This window comes from Flaviramulus sp., from assembly GCF_982512915.1.
On record NZ_CEWOCJ010000003.1, the window covers coordinates 154023 to 171158 of the forward strand.

At 31.1% G+C, this 17136-nt stretch carries 14 protein-coding genes; 8 read left to right on the top strand and 6 right to left on the bottom strand.

Going from position 1 to position 17136, the window contains the following annotated elements:
* Entirely contained in the window at positions 1–1140 is a 1140-nt protein-coding gene (locus tag AC1XJX_RS03390; protein WP_482002552.1) for a proton-conducting transporter transmembrane domain-containing protein, read from the bottom strand.
* 507 nt (positions 1141–1647) lie between these two features.
* On the bottom strand, positions 1648–1965 hold the full coding sequence (locus AC1XJX_RS03395) for a hypothetical protein (RefSeq protein ID WP_482002553.1): 318 nt from the start codon (positions 1963–1965) through the stop codon (positions 1648–1650).
* A gap of 327 nt (positions 1966–2292) precedes the next feature.
* On the opposite strand from AC1XJX_RS03395, the gene aspS reads away from it, so the two are divergent.
* From aspS to AC1XJX_RS03410, 3 genes are read left to right on the top strand one after another with little or no spacing between them, the layout of a single operon-like run.
* Positions 2293–4047, top strand: coding sequence for an aspartate--tRNA ligase (gene aspS / locus AC1XJX_RS03400; protein WP_482002554.1), 1755 nt, complete (start codon positions 2293–2295; stop codon positions 4045–4047).
* A gap of 45 nt (positions 4048–4092) precedes the next feature.
* Positions 4093–5880 carry a chloride channel protein gene (locus AC1XJX_RS03405; RefSeq protein WP_482002555.1) on the top strand — a complete coding sequence of 596 codons (1788 nt, stop codon included), beginning with the start codon at positions 4093–4095 and terminating at the stop codon, positions 5878–5880.
* An 18-nt stretch (positions 5881–5898) separates the two neighbouring features.
* A complete protein-coding gene (locus AC1XJX_RS03410) occupies positions 5899–6135 on the top strand; it encodes a hypothetical protein (RefSeq protein WP_482002556.1) in 237 nt (78 codons plus the stop codon).
* Positions 6136–6161: 26 nt separating this feature from the next.
* Here the strand turns inward: AC1XJX_RS03410 and AC1XJX_RS03415 are convergent, their stop codons facing one another.
* Entirely contained in the window at positions 6162–6629 is a 468-nt protein-coding gene (locus tag AC1XJX_RS03415) for a protease complex subunit PrcB family protein (protein ID WP_482002557.1), read from the bottom strand.
* A gap of 62 nt (positions 6630–6691) precedes the next feature.
* The gene (locus AC1XJX_RS03420) at positions 6692–7141 is read right to left on the bottom strand and encodes a nucleoside deaminase (protein ID WP_482002558.1); all 450 of its coding nucleotides are present in this window, start codon (positions 7139–7141) and stop codon (positions 6692–6694) included.
* A gap of 39 nt (positions 7142–7180) precedes the next feature.
* On the opposite strand from AC1XJX_RS03420, the gene dxs reads away from it, so the two are divergent.
* The gene (gene dxs / locus AC1XJX_RS03425) at positions 7181–8938 is read left to right on the top strand and encodes a 1-deoxy-D-xylulose-5-phosphate synthase (protein ID WP_482002559.1); all 1758 of its coding nucleotides are present in this window, start codon (positions 7181–7183) and stop codon (positions 8936–8938) included.
* Between the two features lie 100 nt (positions 8939–9038).
* Positions 9039–10493 carry a sensor histidine kinase gene (locus AC1XJX_RS03430; protein ID WP_482002560.1) on the top strand — a complete coding sequence of 485 codons (1455 nt, stop codon included), beginning with the start codon at positions 9039–9041 and terminating at the stop codon, positions 10491–10493.
* 21 nt (positions 10494–10514) lie between these two features.
* On the opposite strand, the gene dgt is transcribed toward AC1XJX_RS03430, so the two are convergent.
* Positions 10515–11855 carry a dGTP triphosphohydrolase gene (gene dgt / locus AC1XJX_RS03435; protein WP_482002561.1) on the bottom strand — a complete coding sequence of 447 codons (1341 nt, stop codon included), beginning with the start codon at positions 11853–11855 and terminating at the stop codon, positions 10515–10517.
* A gap of 160 nt (positions 11856–12015) precedes the next feature.
* Between dgt and AC1XJX_RS03440 the strand changes: the two genes are divergently transcribed.
* The 3 genes from AC1XJX_RS03440 to AC1XJX_RS03450 all read left to right on the top strand — a co-directional run bounded on the left by AC1XJX_RS03440 (position 12016) and on the right by AC1XJX_RS03450 (position 16741).
* Complete coding sequence (locus AC1XJX_RS03440; RefSeq protein ID WP_482002562.1) at positions 12016–12402, top strand: carboxypeptidase-like regulatory domain-containing protein; 387 nt, start codon at positions 12016–12018, stop codon at positions 12400–12402.
* A 242-nt stretch (positions 12403–12644) separates the two neighbouring features.
* Positions 12645–15455, top strand: coding sequence for a TonB-dependent receptor (locus tag AC1XJX_RS03445; protein WP_482002563.1), 2811 nt, complete (start codon positions 12645–12647; stop codon positions 15453–15455).
* Positions 15456–15502: 47 nt separating this feature from the next.
* On the top strand, positions 15503–16741 hold the full coding sequence (locus AC1XJX_RS03450) for a multidrug transporter (RefSeq protein ID WP_482002564.1): 1239 nt from the start codon (positions 15503–15505) through the stop codon (positions 16739–16741).
* Positions 16742–16813: 72 nt separating this feature from the next.
* Here the strand turns inward: AC1XJX_RS03450 and AC1XJX_RS03455 are convergent, their stop codons facing one another.
* Entirely contained in the window at positions 16814–17128 is a 315-nt protein-coding gene (locus AC1XJX_RS03455; protein ID WP_482002565.1) for a toxin-antitoxin system YwqK family antitoxin, read from the bottom strand.
* Positions 17129–17136 lie beyond the last annotated feature (8 nt).

Below are 17136 nucleotides of genomic sequence, written 5' to 3' on the forward strand. Positions count from 1 at the left end.
TTACTTTGATTTATACATTAAAACAGTTTTTTTACTTGGTTGAGATATGTTAAGTAATTTTACATATAACCACGGATATTTGCGATAAATTCCTAATTTCATTACGAAAAAACCTACTAAGAAAACAGCTCCAAATACTATTTGTATAGCAGATAGAGATAATGGCTCAGCCACCATTGGCATATCGCTCATTAAAACTGTTACAGCGTTATACATAAAAGCATAAGTTGCTATACCTACTAAAAATAATGCTGGTGGTAAAAATGCTTTTTGAAAAACACTCAAACTTTGTTCTTTTACAATATTATAAGTTACTTGTCCAACAGTAATTGCTACTATTAAAGTTAAAAAAACACCACTATTTAAATCTGTTCCTTTTCCTGTTAAGTAATTAAAAAGAAAAGCACCCATCAATCCAAATAAAACAACTACTAAAGCTTGCATTGGTTTTATTGTAATGTTAGGGTTTTTTTGAGGTTTTATTAATTCTATTTGTTCTCCTGAAGATAAAAATAGATATGCTTTGTAAAATCCATGAAGAATTAAATGAACCACCGCGGCATTAAAAAACCCCAGACCGCATTGCATAATCATAAAACCCATTTGAGCAATAGTAGAGCATGCTAGTTTTTGTTTTACATTTACTTGCAAAAGTTTAGTGAATTGAGCTATTACAGCTGTTAAACCTCCAATTATGAATAAAATTATTAATGTATTTGATGCAAATAAAACTGTTGAGAATAATGCCAATAAAATACCCGAGCCGTTTACAAATCCTGCATGCATTAATGCAGAAGCTGGCGTAGGCGAGGTCATGGCAGATAACAACCACCTGTGAAAAGGATAAATAGCTGACTGAATTATGGCTGCTATTATAATGGATAAAGCAGATATTAAGGTAATATGTTTTGGTAAATCATCAACTTTATCAATAATATTATTTAAGGTAAAAATATCTAGTTGAAATGCTAAAATCAATAATCCAAGGCTTAGAAAAAAAGTGCCTACAAGAAAATATTTAAAGGCAAATTTAGAAGCTTCTTGTGCTTCGCCCCATTTAGAATCTACACCAATAAGCCTTGACATAAAAAATCCCATAAAAAACCATGTGGCAATTAAAAGTGCTATATGATTAGACATTACAAATAATAATATCGACAGAGTAAAGCCTATACTTATCAATGAAAATTTAGTTTGATATTTAAACCCTTCCAAATAGTTGAAGCTATAACTTCTTATTAGAGCACTAAAAAAGCTTACTACAGTCCAAATAAGAATTGTAAATCCGTTTATTTTAATTATCCTTTCATATTCCCAACTAGGAATATTTTTAAAATTTAATATTAAAAAAATAAGATTCGCTGCAAAAAAAAGCCAAAGTATAGCTGTAATTCCCTTGCTAACAAATTTTAAATTACTATTTTTTACTGTCATCATTAAGTTTTAAAAAAATTAAGTTTATTAGAAGTTTTTCTTTGAGCTTTACAGCGCATTCTTGCAATAAATACAATTGTTAAAATAAAGCTGCATACTAATATTTTATCCAAAAAGACAGAATCTTGAATGTATGCAAATATTATAAACATCAATAGAAATAACATACCCATAATCGGCAGTACTATAGATTTTAGTGTTTGCATTTGTTTATTATTTATTGTTGTCTGCAAGAGTGATTTCTAAAACACCATTAATTTTCAAATTACTATTTAGTTTTCTTGAGTTATTTATAAACTCTTTAGCAATTTGCTTTTCTTTTTCAAGTTGTGAAATACGATTATCTAATTCGTCTGAATTGCATTTGTGATTGCCTTCCCATTGTTGAAGTCTTTGGATTTTATGAAAATTAATTTTTTCATCTATTAAAGCCATTATTACATGTGAGGCTTCTGATGGTGTAAACTCTCCTTTTACCAATTGGATTTTTTGTTTAGTTGTTTGAGATGTCATTAATTCTTGTGTTTCCATTGTAAGTTTTTTAATGAGTTAGAAAAATATTCACTGCAAATATTAAACATATTATCCATTAGAATTTATTTATATTTATTATGTAATATATAAATAATATTAATGTTTAGGTTTTTAAAATACTATAAGGAAAGTTTGAATTCAACTAGATTTCAGTATATTAATTTGGATATACAGAAACAATAAACTGAAATGATTTGTTTAAAATTGAAAATTAACCCATGAATTTTCAATATTTATATTTTAATTAATTATCCCATTAAAAAAAATAACTTATGAATTCAAACTCTATTGTATTTGATTAAATTTGCACAACAAAATTTTACTATGTACAGAAGTCATACTTGCGGAGAATTAACAGCATCACAAATAAACACAGAAGTAACCTTAGCAGGTTGGGTTCAAAAATCAAGAGATAAGGGTTTTATTGTTTGGATAGATTTACGCGACCGTTATGGTATTACCCAATTGGTTTTTGATGAAGAAAGAACATCTAAAACACTGATTGAGCAAGCACAAAACCTTGGGCGTGAATTTGTAATTCAAGTTAAAGGCGTTGTGATTGAACGTGCTTCAAAAAATCCCAATATGCCAACTGGTGATATTGAAATCCTAGTTTCAGAATTAAACATTCTTAATGAATCTCTTTTACCGCCTTTCACAATTGAGGATAAAACTGATGGTGGTGAAGATATTAGAATGAAATATAGATATTTAGATATCCGAAGAAACCCAGTGAAAAACAGTTTGATTTTTAGGCATAAAGTAACTCAAGAAGTTAGAAACTATTTATCTAAAGAGGGTTTTATAGAAGTTGAAACTCCGTATTTAATAAAATCAACTCCAGAAGGTGCTCGCGATTTTGTTGTCCCTTCTCGAATGAACGAAGGACAATTTTACGCACTACCTCAATCACCTCAAACTTTTAAGCAACTCCTTATGGTAGGTGGTATGGATAAATACTTTCAAATTGTAAAATGTTTCAGAGATGAAGATTTACGTGCTGATAGACAACCAGAGTTCACTCAAATAGACTGTGAAATGGCTTTTATTGAGCAAGAAGATATATTAAATGCTTTTGAAGGATTGACGCGTCATTTATTAAAAGAAGTAAACGGTGTTGAAATCGATAAATTTCCAAGAATGCTTTATGATGATGCCATGAAAAAATATGGTAATGATAAACCAGACATTCGTTTTGGAATGGAGTTTGGTGAACTTAATGCCGTTACACAACATAAAGATTTTGGCGTTTTTAATAGCGCAGAATTGGTAGTTGGTATTGCTGTTCCTGGGGGAAACGCTTATACCCGTAAAGAAATAGACCAATTAATTGAATGGGTAAAACGACCTCAAATTGGTGCTTTAGGAATGGTTTATTGCCGTTGTAACGAGGATGGAACTCACAAATCTTCAGTCGATAAGTTCTATGATGAAACCGATTTAGTAAAATGGGCAGAAATTACAGGTGCAAAAGCTGGTGATTTAATTTGTGTGCTTTCTGGAGCAACTCATAAAGTTAGAACACAATTAAGCGCCTTACGCATGGAATTAGCTGAGCGTTTGAGCCTAAGAAACCCCAAAGAGTTTGCACCACTTTGGGTAATGGATTTCCCACTTTTAGAATGGGATGAAGATACAGAACGTTATCATGCCATGCACCATCCATTTACATCTCCAAAGCCAGGGCAATTAGAATTATTAAAAACTAATCCTGGAAAAGTTAAAGCTAATGCATACGATTTAGTATTAAATGGCAATGAAATTGGTGGCGGATCCATACGTATTCATGACAAAGAAACTCAGTCTTTAATGTTTGATTATTTGGGATTTACACCCGAAGAAGCTAAAACTCAATTTGGATTTTTAATGGATGCCTTTCAATACGGTGCTCCACCTCATGGAGGCTTGGCTTTTGGATTGGATAGACTGGTTGCTATTTTAGGCGGGCAAGAAACAATAAGAGACTTTATTGCATTTCCAAAAAATAATTCTGGGCGTGATGTAATGATTGATGCACCTGCACCAATTGATGATAAACAACTAGAAGAATTGAGCTTAAAGCTTAATTTAAAATCATAAAAATCAAATCCTGCTCATAGCAGGATTTTTTAGTAACTTTATAATATGCCTTTTAACTTTAAAAGTCTGTTACGCAAATTTTTAATTTGGAAATATAAACATATTTCTGAAAGGAATTTTATATATGCACTCAGTATATTGGTTGGTTTTCTTGCTGGTATAGGCACTGTTACCTTAAAAAACATAACACATTATATAAGACTACTTTTTGAATTAAGCTTTTTAAAAAATTATCAAAATTCATTGTATTTTATTTTTCCAATTATTGGGCTTCTTTTAGTTTATATAATTAAGCAAGTTTGGTTAAAAAAACACATTGGACATGGTATTTCTTCAACTCTTTATGCCATTTCAAAACTAAATGGTATTATCCCAAGATACAATATTTATGCAGCCTTAATTACAGCGCCTCTAACTGTTGGGTTTGGTGGTTCTGTTGGTTTACAAGGTCCAGCTGTAAGTGTAGGATCTGCCTTAGGTTCAAATGCTGCTCGTTTGTTTCACATGAACACCAAAACGAGAATGCTTCTAATTGGTTGTGCTTCTGCCGGCGCTATGGCTTCCATGTTTAAAGCGCCAATAGCAGCCATCATTTTCGCAATAGAAATTTTTAGTTTAGATATAGCTTTTACATCATTAGTTCCCCTTTTATTAGCCTCTGTATCTGCTGTTTTAACATCATATATGTTTTTAGGAACAGAAGTGTTATTAAGGTTTGAATTAACAGATAAATTTCAAGTAAATGATATTGTATTCTATGCTATTCTTGGTATAGTTACGGGGCTTGCTTCTGTATATTTTTCCAAAGTTTTTTTTGGTATTACTAACTTTTTTAAAAAATTTGAAAGTAGAGCAAAACGCCTATTAATGGGGGGATTAGCTATAGGTACCATGTTATATTTTATACCACCACTTTACGGTGAGGGTTATGGTATTATGAATAATTTACTTAAAGGCGACCATTTAGCAGCTATTGGTTTAACTCCTTTTAACTTAGATTTATCAAACATTTGGATTGTAATTGGTTTATTATTAGGCATCGCTATTTTTAAGGCCATTGCCATGACTACTACTTTTGGAGCTGGCGGTGTTGGAGGAGTTTTTGTACCTACATTAGTGATGGGAAGCGCTATTGGCAATGCCTTTGCTAAAATAATTAATAACATTGGTTTAGATTTTCAAGTTTCTGAATCAAATTTTACACTTATCGGGATGACTGGCTTGATGGCAGGTGTTTTACATGCTCCATTAACAGCTATCTTCTTAATTGCTGAAATTACTGGCGGGTATGAATTGTTTATTCCTTTAATGATAGTTTCTGCTATATCATTCGCTATAACAAAATACTACATTTCTCATTCCATTTATACACTTAAACTTGCAGAGCGAGGAGAACTTATGACGCACGATAAAGATCAAAATGTGCTTATGGTTTTAGATATTGATAAAGTTATTGAGACCAATTTTATTGTGTTAAAACCTGATATGAATCTTGGTGATATTTTAACAAAAGCGGTAGCAAAATCTTCAAGAAACCACTTCCCTGTTGTTAACAATAATGATGAGTTTCTGGGAGTTATACGTTTAGATGATATAAGGCATATGATGTTTGATTCAGATTTATATAACAAGGTTGACGCCTCCAGTTTGATGCATGCTGATGCTGGAATTATTAATTATGACGAAGATTCTATGAACGACATCATGAATATTTTTAAATCCAGCGGTGCTTGGAATTTACCTGTTATTAAAAATGGTAAATATTACGGTTATATCTCTAAATCTAAATTGCTAACAGCGTACAGACAGCAATTAATTAATTTCACCAAATAGTTTTAAAGATCATTAATTATGAAATATGTTATATTAATATTAACCATAGCCGCATTTGTAAGCATTGCTTTAGGTTTTTATTTAGAGGTTGACTATGCTCAAAAACTAGTTGGTTTTGGAGTCTTGGGTTTATTTTTGTTAGTCTTTCCCTTATTTTCATATCACCGATGGAAAGATAAAGACGTAAAAGATTATATGCTAACTAAAGAAAATTTAGATAAAATGCGTGAAAACCAAAAAGATAAAAAGTATTAATTCAAATAACTAAAAATGAAAAGATATTAATTTGAATTAAATATCACTTTCAAGTCAGTTTTTGATATTTTAACTAAACAAAAAGGTTGCGTCATTATAGCATTTGCGATACCTTTGGGAGATAAATAAGTTGTATTTATCAAAATATTTTCAGAGTCATTAACAATATTTAAATTTAAACTATAACCTCCACTACCCCTTACCTTATCAAAAACTGCAATCACATTAAATAAAGAAAAATCTATATTGGTTTCTAAAAAACTATTAGAAACTTTATTTATAGAATCCATTTTAATTAATAAATCATTCCAATCCTTTTGGTTTGAAATAATTAAATTTTGTTCAACAATACCTTCAGAACCCGATCCATAAAGATTACCTTTAGCTATTAGAACAGATTCTACTTTCTCCATTTTTGAATGCTTTTCTTGTGCTTTACAGCTAAATAAAATTAGGAATGATAAAATAACTAATGTTGTTGTTTTTATAATCATAGAATCTTTTTTATTTGCATATATTTATCAATCTCATACTATCTTTCAGTAGTTTAAAAGAATTAATTTAAATTTCGCTTTTCAATAAAAAAACGTTTAAGGAGTGCTGAAGCTTCTTCTTCTAAAATACCTCCTCTAATAGTTGTTTTTGGATGTAATTTTGTGTTTAAATTAATACAACCTCGTTCGGTATCTCTTGCGCCATAAACAATATTAGAAATCTGACTCCAGTACAATGCACCAGCACACATTTGACAAGGTTCTAATGTTACATATAACGTACATTTTTGAAGATACTTACCTCCTAAAAAATTAGCAGCAGCAGTAATAGCTTGCATTTCGGCGTGTGCTGTAACATCGGTTAAAGTTTCTGTTAAATTATGACATCTTGCAATTATTTTATTATCAATAACTATAACTGCTCCAACAGGAATCTCTCCTTTTTCAAAAGCTAACTCAGCTTCCTGAATAGCTTTTTTCATAAAGTAAATATCATCAAAAGGTTGTATCATGATAGCAAAAATACAAATTCATTCTCGTACTTTTGCAATGTGCAAAAATCGATTTTAAATCATATAAACTCACCCAAAGAGTTACGTCTTTTAAACCAAAAAGACTTACCTCAACTTGCAAAAGAATTACGTGATTTTATAATCAATATTGTTGCTAAAAAAGAAGGACACTTAGGTGCTAGTTTAGGCGTGATTGAACTTACTATAGCATTGCATTATGTCTTTAACACACCTGAAGACCAACTCATTTGGGATGTTGGACATCAAGCTTATGCGCATAAAATTTTAACTGGTAGGAAAGAAATTTTCCATACCAACCGCCAACTTGGTGGTATTAGTGGTTTTCCAAAACGTAGTGAAAGTGAATACGATACTTTTGGTGTTGGACATGCATCAACATCTATTTCGGCTGCTTTAGGAATGGCTATTGCATCAAAATTAAAAGGAGATTTTGACAAACAACATATTGCTGTTATTGGAGACGCTAGTATTGCAGGAGGGATGGCTTTTGAGGGTTTAAACCATGCTGGGGTTACAGATGCCAATTTATTAGTTATTTTAAATGATAATGCTATTGGAATAGACCCAAGCGTTGGTGCTTTAAAAGCCTATTTAACCCATGTAAAAAACGGAACTCAAAAACGAAATAATATAATTGAAGCTTTAAATTTTGATTATTCTGGTCCAATTGACGGGCACGATATTGATAAAATTATTTTAGAACTTGAAAGACTGAAAACAGTAAAAGGCCCTAAATTTTTACATGTTATTACAACAAAAGGTAAAGGACTTAAACAAGCCGAAGAAAATCAAGTAACATATCATGCTCCTGGTAAGTTCGATTCTAAAACTGGAGATTTAATTGCTAAGTCTACCAATGAACAGCCTCCAAAATACCAAGATGTTTTTGGATATACCATACTTGAATTAGCTAAATCAAATAAAAATATCGTAGGTATAACACCTGCAATGCCTACAGGTAGTTCGTTAAAATATATGATGGATACAATGCCAGATAGAGCTTTTGACGTTGGTATTGCTGAGCAACATGCTGTAACTTTAGCTGCAGGTATGGCAACTCAAGGTTTAATACCATTTTGCAATATTTACTCTACATTTTTACAACGTGCTTACGATCAAATTATTCATGATGTAGCCTTACAAAAACTACCTGTTGTTTTTTGTTTAGACCGTGCTGGTTTAGTTGGTGAAGATGGTGCCACACACCATGGCGTTTTTGATTTAAGCTATTTAAGATGCATACCTAATCTCATCATTTTTGCACCAAGAAATGAGGTGGAATTACGTAACATCATGTACACGTCTCAAATTGGTTTAACCAATCCTATCGCGATTAGATACCCGCGGGGAAGCGGCACTACTTTAAACTGGAAACTCCCTTTTGAAAAAATAGAAATTGGAAAAGGAATACAACTTAAAAAAGGTAAAAAAATAGCTGTTTTAAGTATAGGCACGATAGCTAAAAACATAACCGAGGCTATTTTTAATTCAGATATTTCTCATTTTGATATGCGTTTTGTAAAACCATTAGATGAAAAATTACTTCATAATATTTTAAAAACTCACGATACTATTTTTACTGTTGAAGACCATAGTATTAAAGGTGGTTTTGGTAGTGCTGTATTAGAATTTGCAGCAAATCATAAATACAAAAATATGATTAAAACACTTGGTATTCCTGATGAATTTATAGACCATGGTAGTCTTGATGAACTACAAAAATCTATTGGTTTAGATATTAATGGTTTAAAAAAAACATTTAGTCTAGAGATTTAAACAAATTGAAATCAGAATCTTGGATTTATCAGAAAAAAACGATAAATTCGTTTAACTTCAATTGAAATTAATTTGATTACAATATTTTTAATAGTAGACAGTGAAATTTGATATTGATAATATAACAGATTTTATTTGGGGAATAGATCAAAATTATTGTATTCTATACATAAACAATAGTTTTCATAATCACTTTCATGATTTTTATGGTATAGATTTAAAACAAGGTGATAATATCTTAAAATTCTTACCTTTTGAAACTGCTTCTATTTGGAAAACTAGATATAACAAATCCCTTAAAGGATTGCCTCTAAGTTTCGATGAATCTTATACTTATAAAAACAATAGATTAGTCTACTTACATACCTCATTTACTCCAATATTATTCAATAATAACATAACAGGTGTAACCTGCTCTTGTAGAGATATTACAAAGAATAAACTAAATGAAATAGAATTAGAAAAATATAGTTTATTACTGAAATCCAGTTTAGAGAGTCAAAAAGACACTATTTTATTCTCAATTGATAATAATTTTAACTACTTATATTTCAATTCTGCACATATAGACGTTATGAAATATGCTTACAATGCAGATATTCGTATCGGGACTAGTGTATTAGACTATATGAGTAACAAGGAAGACAGGGATGCAGCATTAGAAAATTATACGCGAGCACTCAACGGAGAATCTCATTCTAATGTGCGTGTTTTTGGCGATCAAAATAAAGAATATTACGAGAGTTATTTTAACCCAATAAAAAACGATGCTAACCAAATAGTTGGTGTAACAGCTTTAGCCAGAAATATTACAGAACGCATACTAAAGGAAGAAGCATTAAAAAAATCTGAAAAATCTTTAAAGGAGGCCAATCTTACAAAAGACAAATTCTTTTCAATCATTGCTCATGATTTAAAAGCTCCCTTTTATTCCCTTATAGGATTTAGTGGGGTATTAATTGAAGAAATTGAAAAAAAAAATTTTGAGAATATTCATGAATATGCTAAGTATATTAAAGAGGTATCTAACCAATCTTTCTCTCTTTTAAATAATCTTCTAGAATGGTCTTTATCACAAAAAGGAAGCCTACAATTTAATCTTGAATTAATTAATCTAAACGATTTTTTAACTGATTTAATTAACTATCTGAATAACATCTCTTCAGTAAAAAAAATCACCATACATTATGATATTAAAGAAAATTTGAAGATAATGGTAGATAAAAATATGATGACCACTATCATTAGAAATCTAGTTTCCAATGGTGTTAAGTATACTCCAGAAGGAGGTCAGATTAAAATTTCAGCAGCTTCAACCCCAAAAGAAACAACAATATCTGTAACTGACACAGGTATTGGAATAAAACCAGAAAATTTAAATAAACTTTTTAAAATTGAAGAAACAATAAGCACACTAGGTACTGAAAATGAAAAGGGCACAGGACTAGGGCTAATACTTTGTTATGATTTTGTAAAAAAACACAATGGTAAAATTTGGGCTGAAAGTGAATTTGGAAATGGTAGTAAATTTTCTTTCACAATTCCTTTTATTTAAATATAGTTAAACTTCAAAACTCTAAAAATTTATCCCTTTTATCTTTTTGTAATCCAAAATAGCTTTACTATCAGAAAGCAGAGACACATAATAACAAATACTTGATAAACGGTTATATAAACTATCATCTTGATTTTTAATAGTTTTAGGCAACCCTTTTAAAATAAGCTTATCGTAATTTGAAGCAGTATTATTGTAACAATTATTTATGGCATTAGTGTAGGTTTTTAACAAAGTATTTATAACACCGTAACCTGCAATTTCTTTATCGATAACTTCTGCTGATTGGTAAATATTTTCGATACTAATTTTAATGATATCATTTATTTGGGCTTCGTATTTACTTTTATCAAGTAACGCACAATTAAAATCACCATTTAAAATAGCTTCTTCATTTTTCATAAAAATATCAACAGCTTCATCAATAAGAGTTCCTATGGCTAAAGCACGTAAATAACTTACACGGTCTTGCTTGTTTGTAAGGGCGTAATAGTTTTTAGTTTTAATTTTATCTCTTACAATGTTTATAAGGTATTCTAGAGCAAACTCTTCTTGTATTAGTCCAAGATTGATACCGTCTTCAAAATCAATGATGGTGTAACAAATATCATCAGCTGCTTCTACTAAATAAGCTAACGGATGTCTTGAAAAACTAATGTCTTTATTGCTTCGCTGAAATAAACCTAACTCGTTGGCAACATCTATAAAACCTTGTTTTTCACTTTGAAAAAATCCATATTTTTTATCGACAATATGGCTTGATGGTTTTTTAGGAAGCGACTCTTTAGGGTATTTCATAAAAGCACCAAGTGTTGCATAACTCAATCTTAAACCGCCATCGCGTCCTGCTCTACTTTCAGTTAAAATTTTAAAACCGTTAGCGTTTCCCTCAAAATCACACAAATCTTGATATTCTTTTGCCGTGAGTTGTTCTTTATATTTTTTTCCTAAACCTGTTTTGAAAAATTCTCCTATGGCTTTTTCTCCAGAATGACCAAAGGGAGGATTTCCAATATCATGAGCTAAAGCTGCTGCTGCCACAATAGCTCCAAAGTCGTTTGCTTGATAGCCGTGTATGTTTTGTAAATGAGGATATTTTTCCAGGATTCTTTTTCCTGCGAGTCTTCCTAAAGAACGCCCAACTACACTTACCTCTAAACTATGTGTTAAACGTGTATGCACAAAATCTGTTTGTGATAATGGAATAACTTGCGTTTTATCTTGAAGACTTCTAAATTCAGAAGAAAAAATAACACGATCGTAATCTACTTCAAACCCCAATCGGGTTTCGTCTTGTTCTTTTCGGATGCGTTTGTTAGTATCGCCAAAGCGCTTTAAGGATAGTAATTGTTCCCAATTCATGGTAAAAATTTATGTGTAGGCAAGATAACATTTCCTGTTAAAAATTAAATAAAAAATCCCTTAACATTAAGATAACATTTTAATCACAGTTGTTTAATCTTTTCATAACATCTTGATTATAGTAAAGCTGTTAATTTGCAGTATAATTATTATACAAATAATGAAACAAATTACATTTTTAGTTGCTTTTTATATTTCAGCATTATCTTTTGCTCAAAATACGGGCGCTGTTACTGGAAATTTATTAGATATTGAATCAAATAACGCTCCTTTAATGTTTGCTAAAGTTAGTATTAAGGAAACTGGTGCTGAAACATTATCTGATGAAAAAGGAACTTTCAAATTTATAAATTTAAAAGAAGGCACTTACACTTTAGTTTATAGTTTTACAGGTTATGAAACTAAAGAATCTCTAATTAAAGTAACAGCTTCTAAAATAACTAGTATTAATTTAAACTTAGCAGCTAGTTCGATTTCTTTAGACGATTTAATGTTAACACTTGCTAGTGTAGATAAAAAAGAAACAACTTCTATTTCAAATAAATAAGTTTAAATAAACAATTATTTAAAAAGAGCGCAACTTCATTTTTAGAAGTTGCGCTCTTTTTTTATATCAAATTAAAAAAATAGAACAACTCGTTTTTAATGTTAACTAAATGTAATCTAATAAAAAATTAACCTCCAAAAGTTAACATTAACCTAACACTTTAATTACGGTTCTTTAATCCTAAGGTAACACTTAATTCATAATGTGGTGGTTTCTTTGCAGCAAGAAATTTAAATAAACTAATGAGAAATTTTATACTATTATTTATACTGTTAACAAGTACATTTTCATTTGCTCAGAACACAGGTTCTGTTGTTGGAAAACTAACAGATAAAGAATATAATGATGAGCCGTTAGCTTTTGCTAATGTATTAATTAAAGGTACTACTAAAGGAACCACATCAGATTTTGATGGATTATACCAATTTGAGAATTTAGAACCAGGAACCATTACTTTAATTTTTAGTTTTGTTGGATACGAAACTCAAGAAATACAAGTAACTATTGTTGCTGGAAAAGTTACAGAAGTTAATGTGCCTATGGGTGCTAGTGCAGCTTCGTTGGATGAAGTTGTGATTACTACGACTACAAAAAGAGAAAGTGTAACTGCTTTGTTATTAGAACAAAAAAAAGCATCTGCTATTAAAGTAAGTATAGGCTCCGAAGAGTTATCTCAAAAAGGCGTTAGTGATGCTGCTGGAGCTGTTGCTAAAATATCCGGAGTTTCCCAACAAGAAGGTTCTAATAATGTATACGTTCGTGGTTTAGGCGATAGATATTTAAACACAACCATGAATGGTTTATCACTACCATCAAACAACATTAATAATAAAAATATAGACTTAAATCTTTTTTCTTCTGATATCATTGAGAACATTGCTGTGAGCAAAGCGTATTCCGCTAGATTTTATGGTGATTTTTCAGCTGGAAATATAGATATCACTTCAAAAGATTATACGGGTCAGGGCTTTTTTGATGTAGCTTTAAGTTCAGGTGCAAACATGAGAGCTGTCGGCAAAGATTTTTTAAGAAATGAAGGCACGGGGTATTTAGGAGATTATGCAAGATATAGCCATAACCCTTTTGCTGTTATACTTTCTCATGGTCCAGACCCAGTAGAGGGTGAAACGCCTATAAATATTGGGGTGAGTCTTTCTGGTGGAAAATCCTTTACATTTAAAGATGATTCTCGCCTAAGCTTATTCTTAACAGCGTCATTTGATAATAGCTTTGAATACAGAGATGGTGTTGTAGCTGATTACACTGCTGGTCTTAATAAATTATTTCCAGACTCAGAGGAATACAACTATTCAACCACCTCTACAGCCATGGCAACAGCCATTTACAAGATTAATAACGATAATAAATTAAAGTATACATCATTGTTTATAAATAGCTCAAAAGACCAAGTTGGTTTTTATGGTGTAGATGGTCAGGGTATATTGTTTGATTTCTCTGATGAACCAAGTGGTTTTTTCCAGAGTAACTACCAATTTAATCAAGACATTGTTTTGGTTAATCAGTTAAATGGGGAACACAAATCTGGTAAATTTGAATTGGATTGGGGATTAGGGCATAATCGTGTAATAGCAAATGAACCAGATAGAAAACGTTTTACTTTATTAAATTATGACGCTTTATTGGACAACGACCCATCTACAAGTCCAAACTTTGCCCAAAACAACAACTTCAATAACCAACGTTATTTCCAAAACATTGAAGATGAAGAATTAAACAGTAGATTGGATTTAAGTTATAAAGCCTCAGATAAATTTAAAATTATAGTTGGTTATGATGGTAAAAGTAGAGAGCGATTTTTTGATAACTCTAGATATGGTTACAAAAACATAGATACTGATGCTTACATTATTACTGATACCCGCAGTTTTAATGATTTATTTAATATTCAAAATTTTGTTGATGGTCTATACCAAACACATGTTTTCAACCCAATAAGTCCTAATAATGGTATTACACAAACAAATTTCCCTGGTAAATTAGAAAATACTTACAAAGGAATGCTTGATATTTATGCAGGATATATGTCTTTGGAAATAGGTATTGGTGAAAAATGGTTATTTGTTCCAGGTGTTAGATATGAAAGCTACAACCAACGTATAGAATATAATGCCATTAACTTACGTCCAGATGATCCTGGGTTTGCTGAAGCAAATGAAACATTTATTTTACCAAGCTTCAATGTTAAATATAGCATAAATGAAGACCAAAATTTGCGTTTAGCAGTCAGTAAAACCATTTCATTTCCTGAGTTTAAAGAAATAGCCCCTTTTGTTTACGAAGGTATTAGTTACAGAATTGGAGGTAACCAAGATTTATTGGGGACAAACACTGGAGTAAATTTAACTGACAAAGCCTATTCAGACATTTACAACTTAGATTTAAAATATGAATGGTTTATATCTAAAGGAGAAATTCTTTCTATAGGTGCCTTCGCAAAACAAATAAATGATCCTATTAACTTAGTGCTTGCAGCTGATGCTACTGGAACACAACGTTACTTTAGAACTGGTGAAAAAGCAGAAGTTTTAGGTGTTGAATTAGAAGTAAGAAAAAATTTAATTCAAGATGAGAATGATGAAACTAAACTTTCTGCTGGTTTAAATTTCACCTATATGCACACAGAACAAGATCTTTACAGCACTATAGAAGGGTCTTACGGGACATCTTTTAACAGAGCAACAGATGAACTTGAAGGTGCATCTCCAGTTATTATCAATGCAGATTTAAGTTATAAGCCAACCATTAGCGAAAACTTTAGACCCGCAGCAAACTTGGTGTTTAATTATTCATCAGATAGAATCTTTTCTTTAGGATCTGGTGATGTGGGAAACATTGTTGAAAAGGCAGTTCCTAAACTGGATTTCATATTAAAAAATAAAATTGGTGAAAATACAGAAATCAACCTAAGTGCAAAAAACTTATTAGACCCTAGTATAGAAACAGTTAGGGAAAATACAGCAGATGGCAATTTTCTTCTGTCTAGTTATAAAAGAGGAATAACTCTGGGTATACAATTCAAATATGCATTTTAATTAAAACTATATAAACAAAAAGAAACTTAAATTTAAAACAAATGAGAATGAGAAATAATTTATTACTAAGTTTAGTTGCAATTGCTATACTTTCCGTATCATGTGCAAATGACGACACCGCAGATATCATTATAAATGATAATAGCGTAACAAATATCACTGAAGGTGGTAATGGAAATCAAAATCCAGCAACTGTATTTTTATCTGGTACGTATACATCAGATTTAACTTTAGACGCAAACACTACTTATAAAGTAAACGGTTCATTAGTTATAGCCTCAGGTGCAACACTTACTATACCGGCAGGTATGACAGTTCAAGCTCTAGCAGCTGGTTCAGATGTTTACATAGCTATATCTCAAGGTGCAAAAATAGTTGCTAATGGAACAGCTGATAACCCTATTGTATTTACCTCTGATGCTTCTTCTCCACAAGCTGGAGATTGGGGTGGTTTAATCCTTTTAGGTAGAGCACCTATCAATTCTGTTTCTGGTACTGCCACTTCAACTTCTGAGATTGCTGGTTTACCTTACGGTGGCAATATAGCTGATGACGATTCTGGTTCATTGAGATATGTTAGAATAGAGTATTCTGGTGGTTCTGCAGATGGACAATCAGAAAATAATGGTTTATCCTTTTATGGTGTAGGTAACGGCACAGCTGTAGAGTATATCCAAATATATGAAGGTAAAGATGATGGTGTTGAGTTTTTTGGAGGTACTGTAAATGCAAGTTATGTATCAGTAATTAACTTACAAGATGATTCTATTGACTGGACAGAAGGATGGTCTGGAACATTAACAGACGTTTATGTGCAAGCTATTTTAAATCCAACAGCTAGCTTAAACTCTGATAAAGCTTTTGAATGCGACGGATATAATGATGATTTCGGAAATAACTCATCTCCATTATTTTTCTCAAGCCCAATTATTAATAATGTAACAATTGTTGGTGTTGGTTCATCTAATACATTCCAAGACGGTTCAACTACAAGTGCTTATGAAGCCATTCGTTTAAGAAGAGGTACTGAAGCCATTTTTACTAATGTAGTTATTTCTGGTTACGTAGAAGCTTTTGATTTAGACGGTAATGATACCACGGACCCAACTGGAGCCGCTGTAATTGCTGACAAATTACAAGTTAACAATATTACTTTTACCGATGTTACCACTAAATTGAAAAATGATACTGGTGTAACGTTTACTGAAGCTGATTTTATATCTGGTGATGGTAATGGTACAGGTACTAACTATGCTACTTGGGGAGCAGGTTGGACTAGACAATAAATTAGTTTAACATACAAAAAAACAAAAAGCATCCTAAATTAGGATGCTTTTTTTATATATCGAGTTTAACTTCTAAAGTGAAGCTACATTATTATTGTAATCTACTTCTTTTAAATTTCCATCAATAACATAAACCCATTTACCAACTTTTTTACCTTCACTATAAAATGCAGTAACTGTTTTATTTCCTTCTTTATCAAAACTTAACCATTTACCTTCCAACTTACCATCAGCAGTATAGGTCCCCATTTGACTTACTACACCATTATCATGATAATAAACAACTTCAATTAAATTAGTTTCTTTGTTAAGCTTTAAGGTTCTTTCTTTTTGAGCAAATACTAAAGTGGTAAAAAAAGCTATAAATAAGATTGCTATATTTTTCATTTTTCGTG

Bases quoted from the DNA above. Each gene is read 5' to 3' on its own strand.
- AC1XJX_RS03390 (WP_482002552.1), bottom strand. From the start codon at position 1,140: ATGTCTAATCATATAGCACTTTTAATTGCCACATGGTTTTTTATGGGA.
- AC1XJX_RS03395 (WP_482002553.1), bottom strand. From the start codon at position 1,965: ATGGAAACACAAGAATTAATGACATCTCAAACAACTAAACAAAAAATC.
- aspS (WP_482002554.1), top strand. From the start codon at position 2,293: ATGTACAGAAGTCATACTTGCGGAGAATTAACAGCATCACAAATAAAC.
- AC1XJX_RS03405 (WP_482002555.1), top strand. From the start codon at position 4,093: ATGCCTTTTAACTTTAAAAGTCTGTTACGCAAATTTTTAATTTGGAAA.
- AC1XJX_RS03410 (WP_482002556.1), top strand. From the start codon at position 5,899: ATGAAATATGTTATATTAATATTAACCATAGCCGCATTTGTAAGCATT.
- AC1XJX_RS03415 (WP_482002557.1), bottom strand. From the start codon at position 6,629: ATGATTATAAAAACAACAACATTAGTTATTTTATCATTCCTAATTTTA.
- AC1XJX_RS03420 (WP_482002558.1), bottom strand. From the start codon at position 7,141: ATGATACAACCTTTTGATGATATTTACTTTATGAAAAAAGCTATTCAG.
- dgt (WP_482002561.1), bottom strand. From the start codon at position 11,855: ATGAATTGGGAACAATTACTATCCTTAAAGCGCTTTGGCGATACTAAC.
- AC1XJX_RS03440 (WP_482002562.1), top strand. From the start codon at position 12,016: ATGAAACAAATTACATTTTTAGTTGCTTTTTATATTTCAGCATTATCT.
- AC1XJX_RS03445 (WP_482002563.1), top strand. From the start codon at position 12,645: ATGAGAAATTTTATACTATTATTTATACTGTTAACAAGTACATTTTCA.
- AC1XJX_RS03450 (WP_482002564.1), top strand. From the start codon at position 15,503: ATGAGAAATAATTTATTACTAAGTTTAGTTGCAATTGCTATACTTTCC.
- AC1XJX_RS03455 (WP_482002565.1), bottom strand. From the start codon at position 17,128: ATGAAAAATATAGCAATCTTATTTATAGCTTTTTTTACCACTTTAGTA.